Here is a 22,410-nt window from a genome sequence, read left to right as displayed (position 1 = left end):
TCAGCCCCGAAGGATCAGCGCTCTCCGTCGCGATCGCGGGCGGCCCGGTTGACCGCCGAGACGACGGCCTTGAGTGAAGCCTTCGTGATGTTGGGGTGCAGTCCGGCACCCCAGACCACACGGTCTTCGACAGCGAGCTCGACGTAGGCTGCGGCCATCGTGTCAGCGCCCGAGCCGATGGCGTGCTCGGTGTAGTCCTGGAGACGGACATCGACGTCGAAATTTTCGATCAGGATCTTCACCAGCGCATCGATGGGTCCTTTGCCGTGACCTTCATAGGTGCGCTCCTGACCGTCGACGATGAGGTCGACTTCGACGCGTTCCGAGGTGCCCGAGTCGTCAACCGTGCCGGAGTCGGTGCGCAGACCCACGATCTGGAAGCGGCCCCAAGCCTTGTCCTGATCATCGCTGGGAAGGTACTCGTAGTTGAAGATGCGACGGATCTCCTCGGCGGAGACCTCTCCCCCACCTTCAGTGTGCACCTGGACGGCGCGGGAGAACTCGACCTGCATGCGGCGAGGCAGATCCAGGCCGTACTCGCTCTTGAGCAGATAGGTGACTCCGCCCTTGCCGGACTGCGAGTTCACGCGGATGATCGCCTCGTAGGAGCGACCCAGATCTTTCGGGTCGACCGGCAGGTAGGGCATGTCCCATTCCATCAGGTCCACGGGAACGCCCTGCTCACTGGCTCTCTTCTCACGGTCGGCGAACGCCTTGTTGATGGCATCCTGGTGCGAACCGGAGAACGAGGTGAAGACGAGGTCACCGCCGTAGGGGTGACGTTCGTGGACGCCGATCTGGTTGCATTCGGTGACGGTGTGGATGACTTCGTCGATGTCGGAGAAGTCCAGTTCGGGGTCGACGCCCTGCGTGTAGAGGTTCAGCGCCACGGTGACCAGGTCGAGGTTTCCGGTCCGTTCGCCGTTGCCGAAGAGGCAGCCTTCGATCCTGTCGGCACCGGCCATGATGCCCATCTCCGCGGCTGCGACACCGGTTCCGCGGTCGTTGTGGGGGTGCAGGGACACGGCCACCTCGTCGCGGTAGGGCATGTTCCGGCAGAACCATTCGATCTGGTCGGCGTAGGTGTTGGGAGTGCCGCGTTCAACCGTGGCGGGCAGGTTGACGACCGTCTCACGGCCGGAAGCCGGCTGCCACATATCGAGGACGCTGCCGACGATGTCGAGAGCGAACTCGGGTTCGGTGTCGACGAAGATCTCCGGCGAGTACTGGTAGCCGAAGTCGACGTCGCCGAGGAGTGACTCGGCGTGCTTCATGACCGCCTGGGTGCCGCGGGTGGCGATGTCGCGAGTCTGGTCGAAGCCCTCACCGTCGAAGCCGAACACGACCTTGCGGAAGACCGGTGCCGTCGCATTGTAGAGGTGAACTGTCGGCTTCTGCGCGCCGACGAGGGATTCCACTGTGCGCTCGATGAGGTCCTCACGGGCCTGGGTGAGCACCGAGATGCGAACGTCGTCGGGGATGGCATCCTGTTCGATGATCTCGCGGACGAAGTCGAAGTCGACCTGGCTGGCTGCGGGGAACCCGACCTCGATCTCCTTGAAGCCGAGTTTGACGAGGAGATCGAACATCTTGCGTTTGCGATCCGGCGTCATCGGATCGATGAGAGCCTGGTTGCCATCACGCAGATCTGTGCTCAGCCAGCGCGGAGCCTTCCGGATCAGCTGGTCGGGCCAGGTGCGGTCGCGCATATCGAGGGCGATCCGGTCCTGGAAAGACTTGTATTTGCTGAATGGCATGGGGGTTGGCTTCTGCAGTTTCATGGTTCCTCAATCATTGTTCGTGTGCTTCTTCAGCATAGGAGAAACTCCGCGACGAGGGTGCTGTTATGTTCAGGACTCGTCGCGGCAAGGAAGGAGGAGCAACCTGTAAGCCACACACACAACTTAGCCCTGGTTGCTCCGCCGGTTCCAAACCTGTCCAAATCCTAAGATCGCTATCCGTCTAGTCGAGGAAGTCGACCGCTGCACGCCGCATGTTGAAGCCGACTCCGGTCTCGTCGGACTTGCACGTCATGCCCTCACGGGTGGAGGTGCAGGTCATCCCCTCGGCCGTGATCGATTCGCCGTAGCCGAGCACTCGAGCGGGACCGGAGCTCTCCGGCGCCTCACGGCAGGAGAAGCCGGCACCTTCATTGTTGGCCACGACGACAGCTCCCCAGTTCTCCATTTGACAGTCGTCGGGCTTCTCGGGGCTGGTGTAGTCGAAGGATGAGATGACGCATCGGGTGCGGTCTGAATCGATCGTGCAGGAGATGTTGCCGGACGGAGACTTGAACGATTCGGCAGCGACCGGCGGCGCCGAGGTCGATGGTTCATCGGTTGCAGAGCCTGCACCCTCGGAGGGCCCCTCGGAGGACGTGCCGGACGCAGAATCGTCCTGGCCCTGCGTCGCATCCCAGGCGATGTATCCGACGATGCCGAGAGCGAGCACCAGGGCGATCGCGGCCAATGCCCAGAGCCAGCCTGGGACCTTCTTCGTCTCGTTGTCATGTCGGTAGGGTCCGCCGGGACCGGCCGGTCCACCCGGTCCGTATCCGCCCGGTCCTCCGGGGCCGTATCCGCCGCTTCCGGGGCCGTATCCGCCGCCGCTGGAACCGTAACCACCGTTGGAGCCAGCGGGTCCTGCAGCACTGCCGCCGGGGCCATAGGCACCACCGGCGGGTCCGTGGCCACCGTGTCCTGCGTAGGCGACTGCTGTCTGTGGGGCGTAGGCTGATGCGCCGTTGGGCACGTGCGACTCGTTTCCGGGGTGTTCGGTGGGATGGGGTTCAGGAGGGGGCTGCGGGGCAGGTGGTCCGGGCGCACCGAATTCGCCATCCCAGGGTTCGGGGTTCGGAGATTGCTCTGCCGACACGCCCTGCGGATTCCACTGCTTCGGTGCCGAGGCAGCTTCTGCCTCGGCGATGTCTTCGGACCTCACCTTGCGCGGGATCGGACCGCTGAATCCGGTTTCGTCGTTCTCTGCTGCGGCCAGCTGGCGCAGCTCCTCGAGGCTGAGCACCTCGGTGGCGTCGGCCCCGTCGGAGGACACCATCGACCGGAGTCTGGCCAGCTCCTCGGAGCTGAGTGCTTGGGTCGAACCATCAGCGGCCGGGGATTTGTCCTGTCCGATGAACAACTGCGTCGTGATCGAATCTGGAGACTCCTCGGCCGGCCTCCGACGCCCGGGGCGCGGAGGATGATTCGGCACAGGTGGAATGCTCATGGGGTCATTTTCGCATAGTCACTTCCACTGAGTTCTCAAGGTTCGTGAGAAGATGACCTCATGTTCAGTGGTGGAGCCCGAACCGGGACCAGCCTGACGGTCGCCGTTTTGGCCCTGACGCTGTCGTCATGTGCAACGCCGACCGACAGCGACGACGATGACGGCGTGACCGCCCCGTCCGGGGAGGTCGCGGCACCTGCACAGCAGAACGACCTCGGCGATTTCGCAGCTCCCGCACAGATGACTCCGCCCGGAGCCGCAACCGCAGAGCCAACAGGACCTGCCCATTCTGTTCCGGTCCCTGGGCTGGGCCCGGAGACAGCAGCTCAGATTCCGGCCGAGACCTCTCAGGTCCTCGTCGCCAGTGGCCGGGACGCGTCCTCGGATTCCGGTCAGCTGAGTTTCTACACCTTCGCTGATGGGGCGTGGAAGAAGCGCAAGACCTTCGACGTCCACAATGGGGAGAACGGGTGGTTGGCCGATCGTCGGGAGGGCGACAAGACAACACCGATCGGTGTCTTCACCCTCTCCGATGCGGGCGGCTACAAACAGGACCCGGGAACCGAACTTCCCTACACCCAGGACGACCGACTGCCCTCGTCAGCCACCGTGGCCTACGGACACGAATATGACAGGGTCTTCGACTACATCATCGCGATCGACTACAACCGTGTGCCGGGCACACCGCCCACCGACAAGACTCGCCCGCTGGGGTGGGACAAGGGCGGTGGGATCTGGCTGCACATCGATCATGATTCCGGGACGAGCGGGTGCGTGACGCTGAAGGAGAAGGACCTCACCTGGATCCTCGAGACCATCGACCCCGATGCCCATCCACGTATCGCCATGGGACCTGAGTCCCAGCTGCAGAAGTAGAGGCACCTCGATGCGAAAGCTCATCATCTCCCTGGTGCAGACGATCAACGCCTCATATGCCCAAGACGGTTGGTCGACGGGTGTGTCCACGAAGGCCGACTTCGCCTATTTCACCTCCCTGCGTAAGCGGGCAGGTGCCATCATCATCGATCGCATGACCGCGCTCAATCCCGCACTGCCGGTCATCAACGCACCGGGCAAAGCCCTCGAGCACACACCCGTGCATGTGCTCACCGAGTCAGATCCGGAGAAATTGAGCAGGCACCTAGCCGAGGCTGGCCTGGACTATCGAGCACAGGGCTTCACTCCAGAAACTGCCGCACAGGTGCTCAACAGCATCGAGTCCACGAGTGAGACTCTGGTGTGCGAGTCCGGACCCAATCTGGCCTACCGCCTCCTCGATGCCGTTCCGGGTGCCGAACTGCACCTGAGCCTCAGCCCGCTCTACTCCCGAAACTCAGGCAGCCACTTCTCCCAGCTCGAGGCCACCCTCAACCTGCGACTCATCGATGTGCGCACCGTCGATGACCAGGTCTTCATCCGCTACCGCAAAGCTTGACCTGACTTGCACAGGTGGCTAGTGATTTCAGGGTTGGGCTGAATGTTTATGCTGGTAAGCGGTCTGCGGTTCTTGTTTTTGGGTAACTAAATTCGACACTAAAATGAGGCCATGAGCCCATTCGTGCGTAAAGTGCCCACCGCCTCGGGGGCCACTGCCGTGCAGATCGCGGACAAAACCGGTGGACGCTACCGCATCGTCGAACACCTCGGCTCAGCCCACACTCCCGAAGAACTCGCAGCACTCATGGCCATCGGCCGCGATAAGCTCCACCCCGGACAAGGTGTCCTCGACTTCGACCACACCGACAAACCCGCCACAGCTCCCGCGGTCGTGAAGTCCAGTAGGTCACAAGTCATCGTCGATACGATCCGGACCGCCTACGAGCGTTTGGGCTTCGATACCGTCGATGACGAAGCATTCTTCCAACTCGTCCTCGCCCGCCTGATCGAACCGACGTCGAAGTCCGACAGTGTCCGCGTCCTGGGTGAGCTCGGTGTTGATGTCGTTCACCGCAACACGTTCCTGACCTGCCTCAAACGCGCCCGCGACAACAACTACCGCGACCAGATCGCGGCGAAGTGCTTCGACTACTCGGTGGCGACAACCGGGATCAGTCTGTTGCTCTACGACGTCACCACCCTATATTTTGAGGCTGAAAAGGAAGATGGCCTACGCAAGGTCGGGTACTCAAAAGAACGTCGAGTCGACCCGCAGATTGTTGTTGGTCTCCTCGTCGATCGGACCGGGTTCCCACTCGAGATCGGATGCTTCGAAGGTAACAAAGCAGAGACCCACACGATCATTCCCGTGATCAAACGATTCCAAGACCGGCATCAAGTCTCGGACATGGTCGTCGCTGCCGATGCTGGCATGTTGTCAGCAAAGAATCTCAAGGAACTCGATGATGCCGGCTTGCGATTCATTGTTGGTTCCAGACAGGTCAAGGCTCCGCACGATCTGGCGACGTATTTTCGGTGGAATGGCGAATGGGCCGAAGACGGAACCGTCATCGATACGATCACTCCGCGTGGCCAGAAACGACTCGACCCTACCCGGACGAAGGTGAAGGCCGAACCAGTCTGGGACGCGGAGACGTTTCCGGATGCGTGGCGGGCTGTGTGGCAGTACCGGCGCAAGCGTGCAATGCGCGACGAGCAGACTCTGAATCTGCAGCGCAACCGCGCCATTGCCATCATCGAGGGAGACTCGCAACCGAAGCCAGCACGGTTCGTGAAGACAAAAGGGGCCCAGAAGGTCTTCGACGAGAAGGCCTATGACCGAGCGATGAAGCTGTCCGGATTCAAAGGTTACGTGACCAATATTCCAGCCACCATCATGTCGGCGGGCGAGGTCATCGGTAGCTATCACGACTTGTGGCACGTCGAGCAGTCGTTTCGGATGTCGAAGACTGATCTGGATGCCAGGCCAATGTTCCACCGGACCAGGGACGCGATCGAGGCACACCTGACGGTCGTGTTCACCGCGTTGGGTGTTGCGAGGTTCATGCAAGACGCGACAGGGGCTTCGTTGAAGAAGATCATCACGACGCTACGTCCGTTGCGAGAGTTCACGGGCGTCATCGGTGATCAGGAGATCACTTTCGCCCCAGATATCCCGCCAGCAGCGCGGGAACTCCTCGATGCGCTACCCAAGAGCCGGTGACACTGATTGGCCAGGGTAACTAAACCTGTGCAACTCGGGTCCGGACCCAATCTGGCCTACCGCCTCCTCGATGCCGTTCCGGGTGCCGAACTGCACCTGAGCCTCAGCCCGCTCTACTCCCGAAACTCAGGCAGCCACTTCTCCCAGCTCGAGGCCACCCTCAACCTGCGACTCATCGATGTGCGCACCGTCGATGACCAGGTCTTCATCCGCTACCGCAAAGCTTGAGGCACGCGACCAGGCTCGAGCTTGTTGTGTCGGCCTAGACGCCCAGCTGGGTGCTGATCTCGTGCTCGCCCGTTCGGGACAGGACCGAGCTGACAGCCTCGGCGACTGCCGGCAGGCTGATCGTCTCCACTCCCCCGCTGAGATCGTTGCGGTCATCACCGCCGATGGGCGCCATGACCTTGAGCTCGCGGTAGTACACGGAGTCCGTCTCTGCCGCAGCGACCCGGAGGAGCATCTCCTGGGCCGCGCCGAAAACGCTGATCGCACCGGACCCGACGCAGGCTTCGACGCTGGCCACACCGTTGAGGGCGAGGTGCCGGACACGGTCACTTCGCCCCTCCTCGGCGAGCGCCTCCGATACCGCGCAGGCGGCGAAATGGCCCCGCAGGTATGAGGAGTAGTCCGCGTCGAAGGAGTCGATTCCGCGGTCGATCATCGAGATGTCCACGTACCACCCGCCGACCGTGGCGATGACCGCATCGACCGGGGGTGCGTCCACCTTCTTAAGTGCTTCGATGACTGCCTGCGGTCGATCCACCCAATCGGGGACGACGACCGGCCGGTAGGCGGTTTCGTCCTCCGGCTGCGAACGGACGATGCCGGTGATGTGGTGCTCAGGCGACAGCTGCTTGGCCAAGCCCGTTCCGACATGGCCTGAGGCTCCGAAGATGACGATGTGCATGCCCCGAGTCTATTAGCCCGCGATAGGGTTCTGTCGCGACCGCTTCCCCACAGCCGAAGGATCTTATGGCCGATCAGCATGAACTCACACGGCTCGAACGGCTCCTCGACAGTCTTGCCAATCGTCATCTCACTCGGGTGCCGGCAGGGTTGCGTGAGTCCCTCGTCTTCGGGATCAAGCAGGCCTGGGCCTGTCTGTTTGGGGCCCTCATGATGCTGGCGATCATCCTCACCGCCTGGTGGTACCCGGACGGGGCGATCCTGGCCCGCAATGATCTCCTCGTCATCCTGGCAGTCCTGATCCAGACGGCGATGCTGCTTCCGGGTTCATGTACGCCGCGGTCGGCTCCTACATCGTGCGCGTCTATCGTCTCTTCGACCTGGGGGTCAGCCATTACCCGCCGAGGTGGAGCGCCGCGGTCATCGCCGCAGCGATCTATCTCAATTTCTTCACCCACCACTATGTGGTCGACGTGCGGGTGTTCCTCGTCCCTGCTGTCGGGGTCGCTGTCGCATGCACTTCCGTGTGCACAAGCTGACTCTGCGCATGCCGGTCCTCCTCGCATTCGTGCTGGTGACGTTCTTCATCTGGATCGCTGAAGACATCGGAACAGTCACCGGCGCATGGCTCTATCCGTCCCAGATCGACGGCTGGGAGATGGTTCCGGCGACCAAACTCGTGGCATGGTTCCTCCTGATGATGATCTCCGTCGTCCTCGTCACCTTCATCTACCCACCCAAACCTCCTGATGAGGCCAGGTCACCTGATAATCTGAGCTGAAACTCAGACTCGGTCGAAGGAGACACATGACAGACGCGGATTCAGAGGATTCCAATGCTCTGGTGGCAGCCGTCCGTCCGCCGTCAGGTGCGCATCGCTTTGTGAGCGCGAAAGTCCTCATCCGCATCCTCGCAGCAGTCCTCGTCTTGGTGCTCATCCTCACCCTGCTCGGCGTATTCCTCGTCCGTCGCTCCTTTCCCACCACCGACGGTGACATCTCGCTGCCGGGCCTCAACGGCGAGGTCAGCGTCACCCGCGATGACTCAGGAGTCCCGACCGTCGAGGCGAGTAACTCCCACGACCTCTTCATGGCCCAGGGTTTCGTCCATGCCCAGGATCGGTTCTGGGAGATGGACTTCCGCAGGCATGTCACCTCGGGCCGACTCTCGGAACTCTTCGGAGAATCACAGTTCAGCACAGACTCGTTCATCCGCACGCTGGGTTGGAGGAAGGTCGCCGAGAAGGAAGTCGCGGCCCTTGATGACAAGACGCTAGCGTACTATGAGGCCTATGCCGAAGGCGTCAACGCCTACCTCCACGACAAGTCCCCCACCGAGGTGTCCCTCGAGTACGGAGTCATCGGGCTCCAAAACGGTGGGGTTGAGATCGAGGAATGGACTCCCGTCGACAGCGTATCCTGGCTCAAGGCCATGGCCTGGGACCTGCGTTCGAACGTCGAAGACGAAATCGACCGAGCCATCAGCCAGTCCACGCTCGACGATGAGCAGATGGCCGATATCTACCCCGACTATCCCTATGACACCCGCCCGACGATCATCGGCGGCAATGCCGGCGCCAAATCACGCGCCGCCGGCAGCAAGGGCAGCGGAGACAGCAAGTCAGACAAAGGCAAAGCCGATGACAGCAAAGCCAGGAAGAGCAAAGCCGCTGAAGACGAGACCGGCGACGAAGCGCATGCCGGCGGAGAGGTGACCAAGACTCCGTCCAACCTCGGCGAACTCAAACAGCACCTGAGGTCACTGCCCGCGCTTCTGGGGGTCAACAGTCATGACATCGGGTCGAACTCGTGGGTGGTCTCCGGTGAGCACACGGCCACCGGTGCCCCGCTGCTGGCCAATGATCCACACCTGGCTCCCGCCATGCCTTCCGTATGGCATCAGATCGGTCTGCGCTGCACCGAGATCACACCCGAATGTCCCTTCGACGTGTCCGGTTTCTCGTTCTCGGGCCTGCCCGGCGTCGTCATCGGACACAACCAGTCCATCGCCTGGGGGCTGACGAACCTGGGGCCCGATGTCGCCGATCTCGTAGTGGAGAAGGTCCGCGACGGCGAGGTGATTCGTGACCCCGGGGATGAAGCCGTGACCACGCGCAAAGAGACCGTGAAGATCGCGAAAGAGGAACCGCGCGAAATCACGATCCGTTCAACACGCAACGGCCCTCTCATCTCCGACCTCAATGGGCCTTACCGCAGTGTGCTCGATGCTTCAACCGGGGCGAACACCGCGGACACGAAGTCGGGTCCAACCGACGAACACTACCAACTGGCGTTGCAATGGACGGCGTTGGAACCGGGCAACACCGCCTCCGCGATCTTCGGGCTCAATGCGGCGACGAACTGGAAGGAATTCCGACAGGCCGCTTCGCTCTTCGACGTGCCCTCCCAGAACCTCATCTACGCGGACACTGCCGGCAATATCGGCTACCAGGCCCCGGGGAAGATCCCCAAGCGCGGCAAGGGCGACGGTATGCTGCCACGCCACGGTTGGAAGACCGATGAGGACTGGCAGGGATACATCGACTTCAAGGATCTGCCGAGCCTGTACAACCCCGATCGGGGATGGATCGTGACGGCCAACAACCCGGTCACGCCCCCAGGAGAGTCCGTGCAGTTGAGCGACGACTTCGACTATGGAGACCGAGCGCGGCGGATCACGAAGCTGCTCCGGGACACGATGGCGAAGGGTCCCGTCACAACCGCCGACATGTCGCGCATCCAGGGTGATGACCTCAACCCGCTTGCGCTGACCCTGATCCCGCTGCTGGAAGACATCGATGCGGGCAAGGACACCGACATAGCAAAGGCTCAGAAGCTGCTCGCAGACTGGGATGGCCGCGATGATGCCAACAGTGCTGCAGCAGCCTATTTCAATGTGCTCTCGAAGACGATCCTCGATGAAGTCTTCGCTCCGAAGCTGCCCGATGCGGTGCCCCCTGCAGGCGGATCCCGCTGGTACCTCATCATCAAGAACCAGCTGCAGAAACCCGATTCGCAATGGTGGGCCGACGATAAGGTCGACAACCGGGACGAAGCGCTGGCTCGGGCCATGGACTCGGCGTGGGAGACGACCGAGGATCTGCTCGGCTCCGAGCCTGTGACCTGGCGGTGGGGCATTCTGCACAGGCTGACCATCCGCAACGCCAGCCTCGGCGAATCAGGGATCAAACCCATTGAGCGGCTATTCAATCGGGGCCCCTATGAGGTTGCCGGCGGGTCGGGAGAGGTCAACGCCACAGGCTGGGACGCCTCGGTCGGCTTCGAGACGAACTGGGTGCCCTCGATGCGGCAGATTGTGGACCTCAAGGACTTCAACCACTCGCAGTGGATCAACCTCACCGGCGCCTCGGGGCACGCCTTCCACCCACACTATGCCGACCAGACCGAGGACTGGGCCGCCAACAGGACCCGACCCTGGCCGTACACGCCCGATGCACTGGGTAGGCACACCGAAGATTCTCTGGTGCTGCGGCCCTGAACTCAGCCCCGAGTTCAGGGCTTGGGCAGAATCTTCGCCTCGAGGAAGTTCGCCACATCGTCTTCCCAGCGGACGGGGTCGATGTTCCATTCCTTGGTGTGGCGCGCCTGGTCATAGACAGGCATCGTCACGAGGTCGCGGCGAACGGACGCCAGCGCGTGGGACGGCGAGGATGGCACGAATTCGTCATCGTCGGAGTGGATGAGCAGCACCGGGACGTCGAGCTCTGCCGCGCGTGTCACCCAGTCCAGCCTGCCCAAGTCCAATGGCGTCTGCAGGCCGGTGATCGGTCGCGCCCACGGCTGGGTGATCATCTCAAGAGTGAGTTTGGCGATCGGTGTGGGAAGCATGTTGCGCCGGGCCTGGCCGTCAAGGACATTCACCCAGTCGACGACGGGCCCGTCGAGGACGAGGGCCTTCACGTAACGGCGGTTCCGGCCACGGGAGGCGGCCTGCAGCGCGATGGCTCCGCCCATCGACCAGCCGAAGAGGACGACCTCGCGGGCTCCGCGTGAGATCGCGAAGTCGATGGCCGCGTCCACGTCGATCCACTCTGTGTCGCCGAGGCCGTAGCGAGATGTAGTCTCGACCCTGACCTCGGCGTCGTTGCGGTAGGACATGGCTATGGCCGGGACACCCAAGGTATTGAGGATCGGGGCAGCACGCAGCCCCTCGGCCCGGGTACTGGCACGGCCGTGGACGAGGATCGCCCACGTGTCCTGAGGTTCGGGGTGGTCGGTGGGCAGCAGCCAGGCAGGCAGCCGTCCGGCGTCGGATTCGATCTCGATGTCCTCGGCGTTGACTCCTGCCGCCAACGGTTCCGGGTACACGATGCCCGTCCACCGGCCGTGCGAGGCGCGTTTGATGTCTCCACGGGTCACCGAGAGGATCTCTCGGGAAACGGTTCGCGATCGCGGATCGTATTCGACGATATCGCCGATCACGGCATGACCGGCGCCCTGGTTGAAATAAAGCCCGTAGGTGCCGCGCACCGTGGTCTCTTCATCAGCAGGCAGGTGAATGCGCATGTTCGGCGGGAATCCGTCGATGTGGAGAATCTCGAGTTCTTCCGGCGCGTTCTCGGGAACGAGGATTCTGCGTGCAAAATAAGCGGCCAGTCCCGAAGACGCCACCGAGATCACGGTGCCGATCCCAGCACCGACACCCACCGAAGCCAGAAGCAGGCGAGTCGGGAATTTAGTGTCGCGAACCATGAAAACCTCCTGACTTCATTGTCACCCAAGGAATGAGCAGTCTCCAAACGCTGTTGTGCAGGTCAGAGGGCTCTCCAGAGCCCGAGTGCAGTGGGACAATGGACTCCAACAGATATCGACAAACACCGGAGGTCGCGATGAGTCAGTCGCCAAACGTCAACACAGAAGACAATCCCGAGGAGATCCGCTGGCAGGACGTACTCACTCCTGATGAATTCGCGGTGCTGCGCGAAGGCGGCACGGAGCGTCCGTTCACCGGCGAATACGTCGACACGAACAGCGTCGGAATGTACCAGTGCCGTGCCTGTGGAGCAGACTTGTTCCCCTCCGATACCAAGTTCTCCTCGCACTGCGGTTGGCCCTCGTTCTACGCTCCCCTGGCCGAGGACCGGGTCCGCTACCTCCGCGATTCCTCGATGGGCATGGAGCGCGTCGAGGTTCGGTGCGCGAACTGCGATTCGCACATGGGGCACCTCTTCGAGGGCGAAGGCTACGACACCCCCACAGACCAGCGATACTGCCTGAACTCGATCTCCCTGCGGCTCATCGACGGCCAGGAATGAGCGAAGGATCAACGCTTGTCGTCAAGACCTTCGAGGAGCTGAGCGGGACGGAGCTCTACGGGATCATGCAGCTGCGGTCTCAGGTCTTCGTCGTCGAGCAGGACTGTCTCTTCCTCGATCAGGATGGTGTCGACACGCTCCCGCAGACTTTGCACGCCTTCTACCCTGATGAGGTGCGGACAATCCAGGACAGTCATGGCACCGAGGTTGGCCGCAGTCTTGCTCCCAAAGCCTATGCCCGTATCCTGCCGCCCGATCTGCCCGACGGTCCTGCCTTCGAGCCGGGAGCCCGCAGCATCAGCCGCGTCGTCACGAATCCGCAGGCGCGCGGCCAAGGCTGGGGCCGCAGGCTCATCGGCGAGATCGTGGCCGAGCATGGGGATCGTCTTCTGACGCTGAACGCCCAGACTCATCTCGAGGGCTTCTACGCGAGCTTCGGGTTCAGCCCGAATGGTCCCCGGTTCCTTGAGGACGGGATCGAGCACACCCCGATGTCACGCCGAGGCGGCGCCTGAGGACACTGCGTCGGCTGGGCTGGCTGTGTCAATTGTGTGTGAAGCGTCGACGGCGTCGATGAGCCGCGTCATCGTGGCGTGCAACTCTCGCAGATCTGCCTCGCCCATATCGAGTTTGGCCATCATCTGCCCCGGTATCGCCTCGGCAGTCCTCCGCAGCTGGATCCCGGTCTCGGTCAGCGAGACCTCCACGACTCTCTCGTCGTGGCTGCTGCGTGCCTTCTCCACATAGTCAAGGGCTTCGAGGCGTTTGATCAGTGGCGACACCGTTGCAGCTTCAAGACGCAGCAGCTCGGCGATCTTCCTCACCGGCAGAGTTTCGTGCTGCCACAGAGCCAGCATGACCAGATACTGCGGGTGGGTGAGGTGGAGGGGCTCGAGCACCGAACGGTAGGCAGAGATCACTCCGCGGGAGGCAACAGTCAGTGCAAAGCAGATCTGGCTCTCCAGAGCCAGCGGATCGTACGAGGTCGACATCGATTCCGTGTCCTTCCGACGAATCTGATCTGTTCGTCAACCAGGCTGATTGATTAGTTAGTGCACTAATGTTTAGCGTACACTGATTATATTGTGATCGCCTCAGCCGAGCACCAACCTCACCAGCTCGACACCACCGAATGGACTCGCATGTCAGACTCGCACGACTCCCAGCGACGCGTTGCATGGCTCAACCGCTTCTTCCGCAAGATCGTCGGCCCTGCACAAGTCGATAACTCCCGACCCGGTGGCTACTACGAGAATGAGCATCTGCGTCACGAACGACTCGACGCGATGGGCTTGGAGATGCGCACCGACGCCAATGGCCACTCGTATGTGGTGGAGAAGAAACAGCCCGAGTGATCAGTTCTGCCCTGATCACGGTTCTGCTTTGATGAGGACCAGGGACCCATCGAAGTGCGATGCAGTCCGCAGCGACCCGTGTGCGTCATCCCAACTTCCATCGTTCAGGCTGCGGCGCAGGTTTTCGACCGATCGCAGAGCCGAGTCCTCGGCGACGAAGCTCCACGCGGAGTTCGCTTTCCTGGCTCCCGGATCGAGAAACATCTCCGGCCGACCGAAATAGGCCTCGGAGAAACCGTCTACGCAGCCGAAGGGGATCGGCAGATGAGTGACCTCGACCGTGCCGCCAAGACATTCTGAGATTCGTTCGAGGCTCGGATATCGGCGTGCCTCAGTCTCGAACACTTGGGGCGCGAAGTCACGGAGCCAGAATCGCTCCACCCGAGTCGGATCACAGGTCATGATGACCACCGGGCCGGAAGCGACTCGCCGCATCTCAGATAGACCCGCGTCGAGGCTCTGCCATTGATGGACTGAGAATGTCGACAACGCGGCGTCGAAGGAATCGTCGGCAAACGGCAGTGCCTCTGCACGGGCGTCGACGACCGATGCCTGACCCTTCGCCCGCTGTGCCCGCATCGCAGCCGATGGTTCCACCGCCGTGACGCCACATTGGCTGGGTTCGTAGGATCCGGCTCCGGCACCAACGTTGATCACCTGTCGAACATCGCCGAGAGCGTGCAGGATCGCTTGCGCAAACTCTGGTTCCGGGCGCCTGTACTGACGGTAGCCGGCACCGATCTTGCCGTAGTCCGCGTCGCCGGCGAAGCCATCTGCAGCAGTCATGCTCACAGGCTACCCGCTGCTTGCTCCGTCATTGCCGCCGGACGCTTCGGTGCCCCGGCAAGGCGTTGTGCCCTGCCGGGGCCCCGAAAAGGTGATGCGGATCAGTCACTGCAGAGATCAGTCGCTGCGGATCACTCGCTTCTGGTCAGTCGGTGAAGATCAGCGCCAGTCGCTGATGATATCGACGAGCTCGCGGAGAGGTCCGGTGTAGAACGGGACCTCTTCGCGCACATGCAGACGAGCTTTCGTATTGCGAAGATCGCGCATGAGGTCGACGATGCGGTGCAGCTCTGGAGCTTCGAAGGCCAACAGCCATTCATAGTCGCCCAGGGCGAACGAAGCGATCGTATTGGCCTTGATGTCCTTGTATCCTGCTGCGGCCATGCCGTGATCTCGCAGCATCGTGGAGCGCTCAGCGGGATCGAGAAGGTACCAGTCGTAGGACCGAACGAAGGGGTACACGCAGATGTACTTGCCCGGCTCGTCATCGGTCAGCAGTGCCGGCAGGTGTGCCTTATTGAATTCGGCTGGACGGTGCAGACCCACGACAGACCAGACCGGCTCGAGGATTCCGCCGAGCATGCTGCGACGCACTGCCGAGTAGGCGGCCTGAACCAGTTCAATCGTCGGCGCATGCCACCAGAACATCACATCGGCATCTGCCCGCAGTGCGGAAACATCGTAGATTCCGCGGACGACGAGGCCCTGCTCCTTCAGCGGAGCGAGTGCTTCGTGAACCTCGTTCGCGAGTTCGGCTCGGTCGGCATCGCCGAGTTCGCCTGCCGAGGCGAAGACCGAGTATGCGATATACCGCGTGTCGTTGTTCGCCTGTTCGATCTGCTCGTCGGTGGGGTTGGAGTATTCGCTCATTCCTGCTCCTTCTTCTCTGTGTGTCGGTGCTTGAGTACGGTGTTTCGTCGGTCGGTTTTCGGTGAAATGCTAGAGCTTTAAGTGAAGTTCACGTCTGGGCGGCTGTGATTCTCTGGGCCACCGTTTCGGCACGATCGATGCAAGCGGGGATGCCGACGCCGAAGTAGGCCGAACCTGCCAGTTCGAGACCGGCGATGTCGGCGATGTCCGCATCGATTCTCTCCACCGTCTCGGCGTGGCCCGGCAGGTACTGGGGCAGCGCGCGTTCCCACCGGTGTGCCTCTGCTGCGATGAGCCGATCCGATCCGCGCTCGGCGATGGCCTGCCAATCCTCAAAGGCACGGGCGATGAGCTCGTCGTCCTCCCACTCTTGCCAGCCTCCCGGCCCGTCACCGTATCGCCCGATGCTCATCCGGATCAGGGCTGTGCCCTCAGGAATGCGCTCGCCCAGCCACGGCCATTTGTTCGAGACGAACGTCGAGGCCTTGATGAATGACTTCTCCGTCGGTGGGACGAGGAATCCAGATCCTTCGAGCCCCCGATCCCCAACCTCGACGAGGGCCGGGATCAGTGCGGTCGAAGCGTAGGGCACGGATGCCAGCAATGAAGCGGATTGAGGGGCCGCCTCGGCGAGCAGATGCTTCGTCACATGTGCGGGAGTGGCCAGGACGACCGCATCGGATTCCAGGCTGTCGTCCACAGTGGCCACCGTCCATTGTCCGTTCTCGGACTGCACGGATTTCACGTGTGTGCCGGTGTGGATCGTACCGCCGTGGGCACGGATGCGTTCTTCAAGGGCCGGGACGAGGCGGTTGATCCCTCCGATGAGAGACATGAACACAGGTTGTGGGTTCTCTCCCCGTGCAAGTGCCGCGGATTGTGCGTCACGTGCGGCGAGCAGGCTGGAAACAAGTTCGAGCACCGAGGTTCCCTCGAGTGCAGCCGGCAGCAGGGCGGGCACGGTCGATGCAAGTGACAGGTCACGGCACCGTCCGGCATACACTCCCCCGAGCAGCGGGTCGATGAGCGTATCAACGAGGTCGGCGCCGAGGCGGTCTGCCAGGAACTCTCCCAAGGAGACGTCCTGACCGGCGATCGGAGCGGTGATGACCTCATGAGCGACCCGGTCCGTGGCGGAGGCGCCGAGGAGGTCCCTGACCTCGGCAGCATTGCCGGGCACTCCCATGACTGTGCGTTTGGGAATCGCGTGGAGTTGCCCCTTCGACAGAACTCGCGAACTGTGCACAGTCGAGGGGAATTCGGTGTCCAGACCGAGTTCAGCGACGAGGTCCTTCGTCTCCGGGCGACGGTAGAGACTGGCTTCGGCACCGGTGTCGAGTCCCACGGGCACAGTCCCACCCAGGTTCGTCGAGTGCAGACACCCACCGAGGCGCGCATCTGCTTCGAGGAGAGTGACCTGATGGTCGGGGGCAAGGCGATAGGCGGTGACAAGACCGGAGATGCCTCCCCCGACGATCGTGATGTGACTCATCGGCTCAGCCCCGTGCGGCCAGAATCTCTGCGGAGATGCGGTGGACTTCGGCGACGATCCGTCCGGGCACTTCGGGATCGGTGTCGGGGAGGACTCCGTGACCGAGGTTGAAGACGAAACCGGCCTCATGGTCCAGGCCCTGCCGCACGATCTCTTCGATGCGCGGTGCCAGAGCTTCCCAGGGGGCGAAGAGCAGAGCCGGATCCAGGTTGCCCTGCAGGGGCTGCTCCGGCTGGACTCGTGTCGAGGCATCGGCCAGGTCGACGCGGAAGTCGACGCCGACGGCGGTGGAGCCGGCCCGCGACATGGAGGTCAGGAGCTCCCCTGTCTGGACGCCGAAGTGGATGCTGGGCACCTCGTGATGGCGCAACGATTCGAAGACCGCGCTGGAGTGCTCGAACACGTGGGCTTCGTAATCGCGCCGGGACAGGTATCCGGCCCATGAGTCGAAGAGCTGGAATGCGGAGGCGCCAGCGTTGAGCTGAACGTCGAGGAACGTCGATGAGATCCGAGCGAGCTTGCTCAGCAGCAGGGAGAAGGTCTCCGGCTCTGCGGCCATGAGGGACTTCGTCTTCTCATGGTTCTTGCTCGGCCCGCCTTCGATGAGGTAGCTGGCCAGCGTGAAGGGAGCACCGGCGAAGCCGATGAGCGGGGTTTCCTGGCCGAGTTCTTCGATGATCCGACCGATCGATTCCGCGATGTCGGGGATCTGGTCGGGTTCGAGCTCGGCCAGTGCATCGATGTCGGCGCGGCTGCGGATCGGGTTCGCGATCACGGGTCCGGTGCCGGGGACGATCTCGACATCGACACCGGCTGCCTGCAACGGAACCACGATGTCGGAGAAGAAGATGGCGGCGTCCACACCGTGTCGTCGCACCGGCTGCAGAGTGATCTCTGAGACCAATTCCGGGGTTCGGCAGGCATCGAGCATCGCGGTGCCTGCACGCAGCTCGCGATATTCGGGAAGTGAACGGCCGGCCTGCCGCATGAACCAGACCGGAGTGTGCGCAATCTGCTCTCCGCGCAGGGCGGGCAACAAGGTTGAAGTCATGCCCCCATCCTCCCATCACAAGCAGATCAATGCCCACCGGGTTTCGGTTTCAAGACGCCGTGTCTTGATCGCAGGTGCGGGCGAAAACTCTTGGTCCCGCCACGGCGTGGACGATTCACCTCTACCCTGGCCTGATCTATCGTGGCAAGTGTGGTCAACACCTCACCTCTCAATCGCATTCCGTCGGAGTTCTCCGCCGCGACCTCGGTTCTGCGCGAAGCTCGGAACACGAGCAACGTCTCGATTTCCGAAATACCTGCGCCGGCCCGTTTGGCGCCGTATTCCTATGCTCTGGGTGCCGAAGTCAGGGCCGATGAGACTTTCCTGCATGCCACCGGTGAGGCGATCGAAGAGTTGGCTACCGGCCGTATCGTGGTCCTCTATGATCCCAGCTCTCCTGAGGAGTGGGAGGGTCAGTTCCGAGTCGTTTCCTATATTCGTGCCGAACTCGAGCACGAGCTCGGCAATGAGACGATGCTCGGTCCGGTCGCCTGGACCTGGCTCGAAGAGGCCCTCGAGTCGAATGACTGTGAGGTCGTCGCCGCCGGTGGCACGACAACCCGCGTCCTCTCTGAGAGCTTCGGCACTCTTGCCGATCGGTCGTCCACGATAGACTTGGAGTTGCGCGCTTCATGGACCCCCGTGATCGCGGAGCCGGAACTGATCGGCGATCACTTCGAAGCCTGGATCGATCTGCTGTGCACAGTTGCCGGACTGCCACCGCTTCCTGAAGGAGTTTCAGCCCTGCCCGGGCGACGTCGATGACAACCGAACTACCGCTCTTGGCCACACCCGCTCATGGCGTTCCGCCGCTCGTCGACTCCTCAGCCGAATTCTCTAGGGCCTGCGACGAGCTCGCACATGGATCCGGCCCCATCGCCATCGATGCCGAGCGTGCATCAGGCATCAGATACGGTCAGCGCGCCTTCCTGGTTCAGCTGCGACGCGAGAATGCTGGCACCTTCCTCCTCGACTCCGAAGTGCTTGAGGACCTCAGCCCCCTCAACTCTGCATTCGGTGGAGACGAATGGGTCATACACTCTGTGACTCAGGATCTGCCCTGCCTGCAAGAGCGCGGGATGCGACCGGAAGTGCTCTTCGACACCGAGCTCGCTGCTCGGATGCTCGGGTGGGACAAATTCGGTCTGGCGGCCGTGGCCGAGAAGACTCTCGGTGTTCGCCTGGCCAAGGAGCATTCGGCGGCCGACTGGTCGAAGCGCCCACTGCCCCAGGAATGGCTCAATTATGCCGCCCTCGACGTCGAGGTTCTGCTGCCTATTCGCGACATTCTCCACGATGCTCTCGTCGAAGCCGATAAGTGGGAGTTCGCACGGCAGGAGTTCGAGCATCTTCTCGATTTCGAGCCCAAGCACTTCGCCGAGCCCTGGCGCCGGACTCACGGATTGACCAAGCTCAAGTCTCGCAAGGATATCGCCAAAGTGCGGGAGCTGTGGACGGCCCGTGACGAGATGGCCTCGGAAACTGACAATGCTCCCTCGCGTATCCTGCGCGATCGGGATCTGATCGCCTTGGCTCAGTCACGGATCCAGTCCAGCGACGACATCATGGCGACGTGGCCCAGGCTCTCGCGCGCAGACGCCGGACGACTCTTCCGGGCCTACCGCAAGGCGACTCGGCTGACGGTTGACGAGTTGCCTGGCAGAAGGGAAGCCAACGCAGTTCAGACACGGACGCCGTTCAGTCACACAGACATCAAGGAACGAGTGGCGGCTCTTAAATCTGCGATGGCAGAGCTGGCCGAAGAACACGCAATTCCCCACGACGTGCTGTTGCAGCCGGCCATCGTCAAGGCACTCGGCGCACAGCCGCGAGTCGACGTCGAAGAGTTCCTCTTCGAGCGTGGAGCCAGGAAGTGGCAGGTCGAGCTGAGCGCACCGGTGCTCAAAGGCACCATCGAGACACTACCCGCAGCCTGAACCTGCCGACCTAGGGCCCAGACACGCAGTCAGACTGCTCTGCGGGATCCCTGCTGAGCGCGGTTCCTGACATCTGCGGGCAGGATATGAACGATCTCGGAAACGATGGTGTCCACGTCAAGTCCCGCGTATTCGAGGATCTCGTCGCGAGTGCCCTGCGGCAGGAACTCATCGGGTGCTCCGAGTTCGAGGACTCCGACGCGAGAGTCGGCGGCACGCAGATCGCTGCGGACCTGTGAACCGATTCCGCCGACCTTGACACCGTCTTCGATCACCGCAACGAGACTGTGCTCAACAGCCATGTCGATGACGCTGCCCGGCACAGGCAGTACCCAACGCGGGTCGACGATCGTCGACGCGATGCCCTGGTCGGCCAACTCTTCGGCGACTTCCTGGGCTCGCCCGGCGAACGGACCGACGGAAACGATGAGCACATCCTTGGCGGTGCCTGTAGGCACCTCGCGCAGAACGTCGACACCATCATCAAGGCGACGCAGCGCCGGAATGTCCGTTCCCACACTTCCGCGCGGGAATCGGATCACGGTGGGTGCGTCCTCGATGGCGACAGCTTCGCCCAGTTCTTCCGTCAGACGAGCGGCATCACGAGGCGCCGCGAGTTTGAGACCAGGCACGATGCGCAGCATCGCCATATCCCAGATCCCGTGATGGCTGGCACCGTCGGGACCGGTGATTCCGGCCCGGTCGAGGACGAAAGTGACTCCCTGACCGTGCAGGGCCACGTCCATGAGCATCTGGTCGAAAGCGCGGTTGAGGAACGTCGCGTAGATGCACACGATGGGGTGCAGTCCGCCGTAGGAAAGTCCGGCCGCGGAGGTGACTGCATGCTGTTCGGCGATGCCGACGTCGAAGACCCGCTCCGGGTACACCTCGGCGAACTTCGCAAGGCCCACGGGCAGGAGCATTGCCGCGGTGACGGCGACGATGTCATCCCGGGACTGTGCGATCTGGAGGACCTCCTGACCGAAGACCGAGGTCCATGAGGTCTGCTTCGACGGAGACGACTTACCGGTCGTAGGGTCGATGACGCCCACGGAGTGGAACTGATCGGCATCGTCGTTGATCGCTGGGTCGTAGCCCTGGCCCTTCTGGGTGATCATATGCACGATGACGGGACCGCCATCGTACTGTTTGGCCCGCTGCAGCGCCTTCTCGACCATCGGCAGGTCATGACCGTCGACTGGCCCGAGGTACTTGATGCCGAGCTCGTCGAACATTCCGGCCTGATCCGCGGAGACCATGTCCTTGAGTCCTCGTTTGACCCCGTGGATGGCACTGTACGCGGCTCGTCCGGGTGCGCCCGACTGCCGAAGCGTCGATTTGCCCCAGGACAGGAGCTTCTCGTATCCGGTGGTGGTGCGCAGTTCGTCGAGGTGTTCTGCGAACCCGCCGACCGTCGGTGCATAGGAGCGGCCGTTGTCGTTGACGACGATGATGAGCTTGCGCGGTGGCGTCGATTTGTCGGCGGCGATGGTGTTGAGAGCTTCCCAGGCCATGCCACCGGTCAGTGCGCCGTCACCGATGACGGCGACGACGTGGCGGTCGCTTTCGCCCTGGAGCTGATGAGCCTTGGCGATTCCGTCGGCCCAGGACAGCGATGCCGAAGCATGCGAGTTCTCGATGACATCGTGTACGCTCTCGGCCCGACTGGGGTATCCCGAGAGTCCGTCGCGCTGGCGCAGACTAGAGAAGTCCCCCATGCGACCGGTGAGGAGTTTGTGCACGTACGTCTGGTGGCCGACATCGAAGAGGATCGTGTCGTGAGGGGACTCGAACACGCGATGCAGGCCCACGGTGAGTTCGACCACGCCGAGGTTGGGCCCCAGGTGACCACCTGTGCCGGCAACCGTGGTGACCAGATAGTCCCTGATCTCCTTCGCCAGAACTTCGCACTCGGCGTCGTCGAGTTCACGCAGCTGTGATGGCGAGTTCATCGACTCGAGGAATGTCATTCGACCTCGCTCCTGAATGCACAATAGATGGTCTGATACTGCAATTTCCGCTCGGATCATCTTAACGCTTCACGGACCAGAGTTGGTTCATCCCCGGGTTCGGCAGATGTCGAGTGTGTCTGGTTCCACAGGCACAGGGGACTTTTTGTTCTCCAGGTGCCAGGGTTTCCGGGTCGGAGGCACCTGGGTTTCCGCGTCGTAGGCATCCGGGCGTCAACTTGGCAGGCAGCAGAGGGTCTGCATTTCCGATCTCAGTCGCGAGCACTCCCCCAGCACCCAACACCGTTACTTGCAATAACAGCCCCAGCAGAGGTTGTCTTAGGTGCTGACGGCGAACATTGTGCAGCTGGTGGTAGGAGTTGGCAGCAATGATGACGATAGGCGGCGAGGGTAGAACGTGCAGCTCGCGGGAGGTTGTGACGCTTGGCGCAACGACCTGT

General features: G+C 62.3%; 20 protein-coding genes and 1 pseudogene. 11 read left to right on the top strand and 10 right to left on the bottom strand.

Translation table 11 applies throughout. The annotated features are described in order from the left end of the window. Window positions 1-14 precede the first annotated feature (14 nt). Both leuA and INT40_RS00705 read right to left on the bottom strand, forming a co-directional pair. Window positions 15-1,781, bottom strand: a complete 1,767-nt coding sequence (gene leuA, locus INT40_RS00710; protein WP_101570395.1) for a 2-isopropylmalate synthase — start codon at window positions 1,779-1,781, stop codon at window positions 15-17. Window positions 1,782-1,962: 181 nt separating this feature from the next. After that, window positions 1,963-3,225 (bottom strand): DUF6636 domain-containing protein, encoded by a 1,263-nt coding sequence (locus INT40_RS00705; RefSeq protein ID WP_193095263.1) that lies wholly within the window; start codon window positions 3,223-3,225, stop codon window positions 1,963-1,965. A 60-nt stretch (window positions 3,226-3,285) separates the two neighbouring features. On the opposite strand from INT40_RS00705, the gene INT40_RS00700 reads away from it, so the two are divergent. The 4 genes from INT40_RS00700 to INT40_RS00685 all read left to right on the top strand — a co-directional run bounded on the left by INT40_RS00700 (window position 3,286) and on the right by INT40_RS00685 (window position 6,553). Continuing rightward, complete coding sequence (locus INT40_RS00700) at window positions 3,286-4,101, top strand: L,D-transpeptidase family protein (protein ID WP_193095262.1); 816 nt, start codon at window positions 3,286-3,288, stop codon at window positions 4,099-4,101. Between the two features lie 10 nt (window positions 4,102-4,111). Next, window positions 4,112-4,660, top strand: a complete 549-nt coding sequence (locus tag INT40_RS00695; RefSeq protein WP_193095261.1) for a hypothetical protein — start codon at window positions 4,112-4,114, stop codon at window positions 4,658-4,660. Window positions 4,661-4,771: 111 nt separating this feature from the next. After that, complete coding sequence (locus tag INT40_RS00690) at window positions 4,772-6,325, top strand: IS1634 family transposase (RefSeq protein WP_127361984.1); 1,554 nt, start codon at window positions 4,772-4,774, stop codon at window positions 6,323-6,325. 27 nt (window positions 6,326-6,352) lie between these two features. After that, window positions 6,353-6,553, top strand: a complete 201-nt coding sequence (locus INT40_RS00685) for a hypothetical protein (protein ID WP_193095260.1) — start codon at window positions 6,353-6,355, stop codon at window positions 6,551-6,553. Between the two features lie 34 nt (window positions 6,554-6,587). Here the strand turns inward: INT40_RS00685 and INT40_RS00680 are convergent, their stop codons facing one another. Further along, window positions 6,588-7,235, bottom strand: coding sequence for a hypothetical protein (locus INT40_RS00680; RefSeq protein WP_101570399.1), 648 nt, complete (start codon window positions 7,233-7,235; stop codon window positions 6,588-6,590). A 65-nt stretch (window positions 7,236-7,300) separates the two neighbouring features. Here INT40_RS00680 and INT40_RS00675 point away from each other — a divergent pair. Together INT40_RS00675 and INT40_RS00670 are read left to right on the top strand one after the other, a co-directional pair. Beyond that, window positions 7,301-8,015: pseudogene (locus tag INT40_RS00675) on the top strand (DUF817 family protein). A 26-nt stretch (window positions 8,016-8,041) separates the two neighbouring features. Continuing rightward, entirely contained in the window at window positions 8,042-10,732 is a 2,691-nt protein-coding gene (locus INT40_RS00670; protein WP_193095259.1) for a penicillin acylase family protein, read from the top strand. Between the two features lie 14 nt (window positions 10,733-10,746). Here the strand turns inward: INT40_RS00670 and INT40_RS00665 are convergent, their stop codons facing one another. Beyond that, the gene (locus INT40_RS00665; protein WP_101570401.1) at window positions 10,747-11,946 is read right to left on the bottom strand and encodes an alpha/beta hydrolase; all 1,200 of its coding nucleotides are present in this window, start codon (window positions 11,944-11,946) and stop codon (window positions 10,747-10,749) included. 137 nt (window positions 11,947-12,083) lie between these two features. On the opposite strand from INT40_RS00665, the gene msrB reads away from it, so the two are divergent. After that, a complete protein-coding gene (gene msrB, locus INT40_RS00660; protein WP_101570402.1) occupies window positions 12,084-12,509 on the top strand; it encodes a peptide-methionine (R)-S-oxide reductase MsrB in 426 nt (141 codons plus the stop codon). Further along, window positions 12,506-13,024, top strand: coding sequence for a GNAT family N-acetyltransferase (locus tag INT40_RS00655; protein WP_193095258.1), 519 nt, complete (start codon window positions 12,506-12,508; stop codon window positions 13,022-13,024). The genes msrB and INT40_RS00655 overlap by 4 nt, the downstream gene beginning before the upstream one ends. Here the strand turns inward: INT40_RS00655 and INT40_RS00650 are convergent. Further along, entirely contained in the window at window positions 13,004-13,501 is a 498-nt protein-coding gene (locus tag INT40_RS00650; protein WP_193095257.1) for a MarR family winged helix-turn-helix transcriptional regulator, read from the bottom strand. The two genes, INT40_RS00655 and INT40_RS00650, sit on opposite strands and share 21 nt — an antisense overlap. 150 nt (window positions 13,502-13,651) lie before the next feature. Between INT40_RS00650 and INT40_RS00645 the strand changes: the two genes are divergently transcribed. Further along, window positions 13,652-13,864, top strand: coding sequence for a hypothetical protein (locus INT40_RS00645; RefSeq protein WP_226830486.1), 213 nt, complete (start codon window positions 13,652-13,654; stop codon window positions 13,862-13,864). A 15-nt stretch (window positions 13,865-13,879) separates the two neighbouring features. Here INT40_RS00645 and INT40_RS00640 read toward each other — a convergent pair whose 3' ends face one another. From INT40_RS00640 to hemE, 4 genes are all read right to left on the bottom strand, one after another. Beyond that, window positions 13,880-14,650, bottom strand: coding sequence for a class I SAM-dependent methyltransferase (locus INT40_RS00640; RefSeq protein WP_226830485.1), 771 nt, complete (start codon window positions 14,648-14,650; stop codon window positions 13,880-13,882). Window positions 14,651-14,809: 159 nt separating this feature from the next. Beyond that, window positions 14,810-15,520, bottom strand: coding sequence for a hydrogen peroxide-dependent heme synthase (gene hemQ, locus INT40_RS00635; protein ID WP_101570407.1), 711 nt, complete (start codon window positions 15,518-15,520; stop codon window positions 14,810-14,812). Between the two features lie 88 nt (window positions 15,521-15,608). Further along, window positions 15,609-17,012, bottom strand: coding sequence for a protoporphyrinogen oxidase (hemG, locus tag INT40_RS00630; RefSeq protein WP_193095256.1), 1,404 nt, complete (start codon window positions 17,010-17,012; stop codon window positions 15,609-15,611). A 4-nt stretch (window positions 17,013-17,016) separates the two neighbouring features. Continuing rightward, window positions 17,017-18,063, bottom strand: a complete 1,047-nt coding sequence (gene hemE / locus INT40_RS00625; RefSeq protein WP_193095255.1) for a uroporphyrinogen decarboxylase — start codon at window positions 18,061-18,063, stop codon at window positions 17,017-17,019. Between the two features lie 150 nt (window positions 18,064-18,213). Here hemE and INT40_RS00620 point away from each other — a divergent pair, with 150 nt between their 5' ends. Further along, entirely contained in the window at window positions 18,214-18,828 is a 615-nt protein-coding gene (locus INT40_RS00620; protein ID WP_101570410.1) for a DUF3000 domain-containing protein, read from the top strand. After that, entirely contained in the window at window positions 18,825-20,000 is a 1,176-nt protein-coding gene (locus INT40_RS00615; RefSeq protein WP_193095254.1) for a ribonuclease D, read from the top strand. Before INT40_RS00620 ends, INT40_RS00615 begins: the two co-directional genes overlap by 4 nt. Before the next feature lie 29 nt (window positions 20,001-20,029). Here INT40_RS00615 and dxs read toward each other — a convergent pair whose 3' ends face one another. Further along, window positions 20,030-21,970 carry a 1-deoxy-D-xylulose-5-phosphate synthase gene (gene dxs, locus INT40_RS00610; RefSeq protein ID WP_193070422.1) on the bottom strand — a complete coding sequence of 647 codons (1,941 nt, stop codon included), beginning with the start codon at window positions 21,968-21,970 and terminating at the stop codon, window positions 20,030-20,032. Window positions 21,971-22,410: the final 440 nt, after the last annotated feature.

Origin of the sequence: Brevibacterium sp. FME17, assembly GCF_014897515.1 — a bacterium.
Taxonomy (GTDB): Bacteria; Actinomycetota; Actinomycetes; order Actinomycetales; family Brevibacteriaceae; genus Brevibacterium.
Note: the sequence above shows the minus strand (reverse complement) of the source record. Positions and strands in the feature narration are given on the sequence as shown.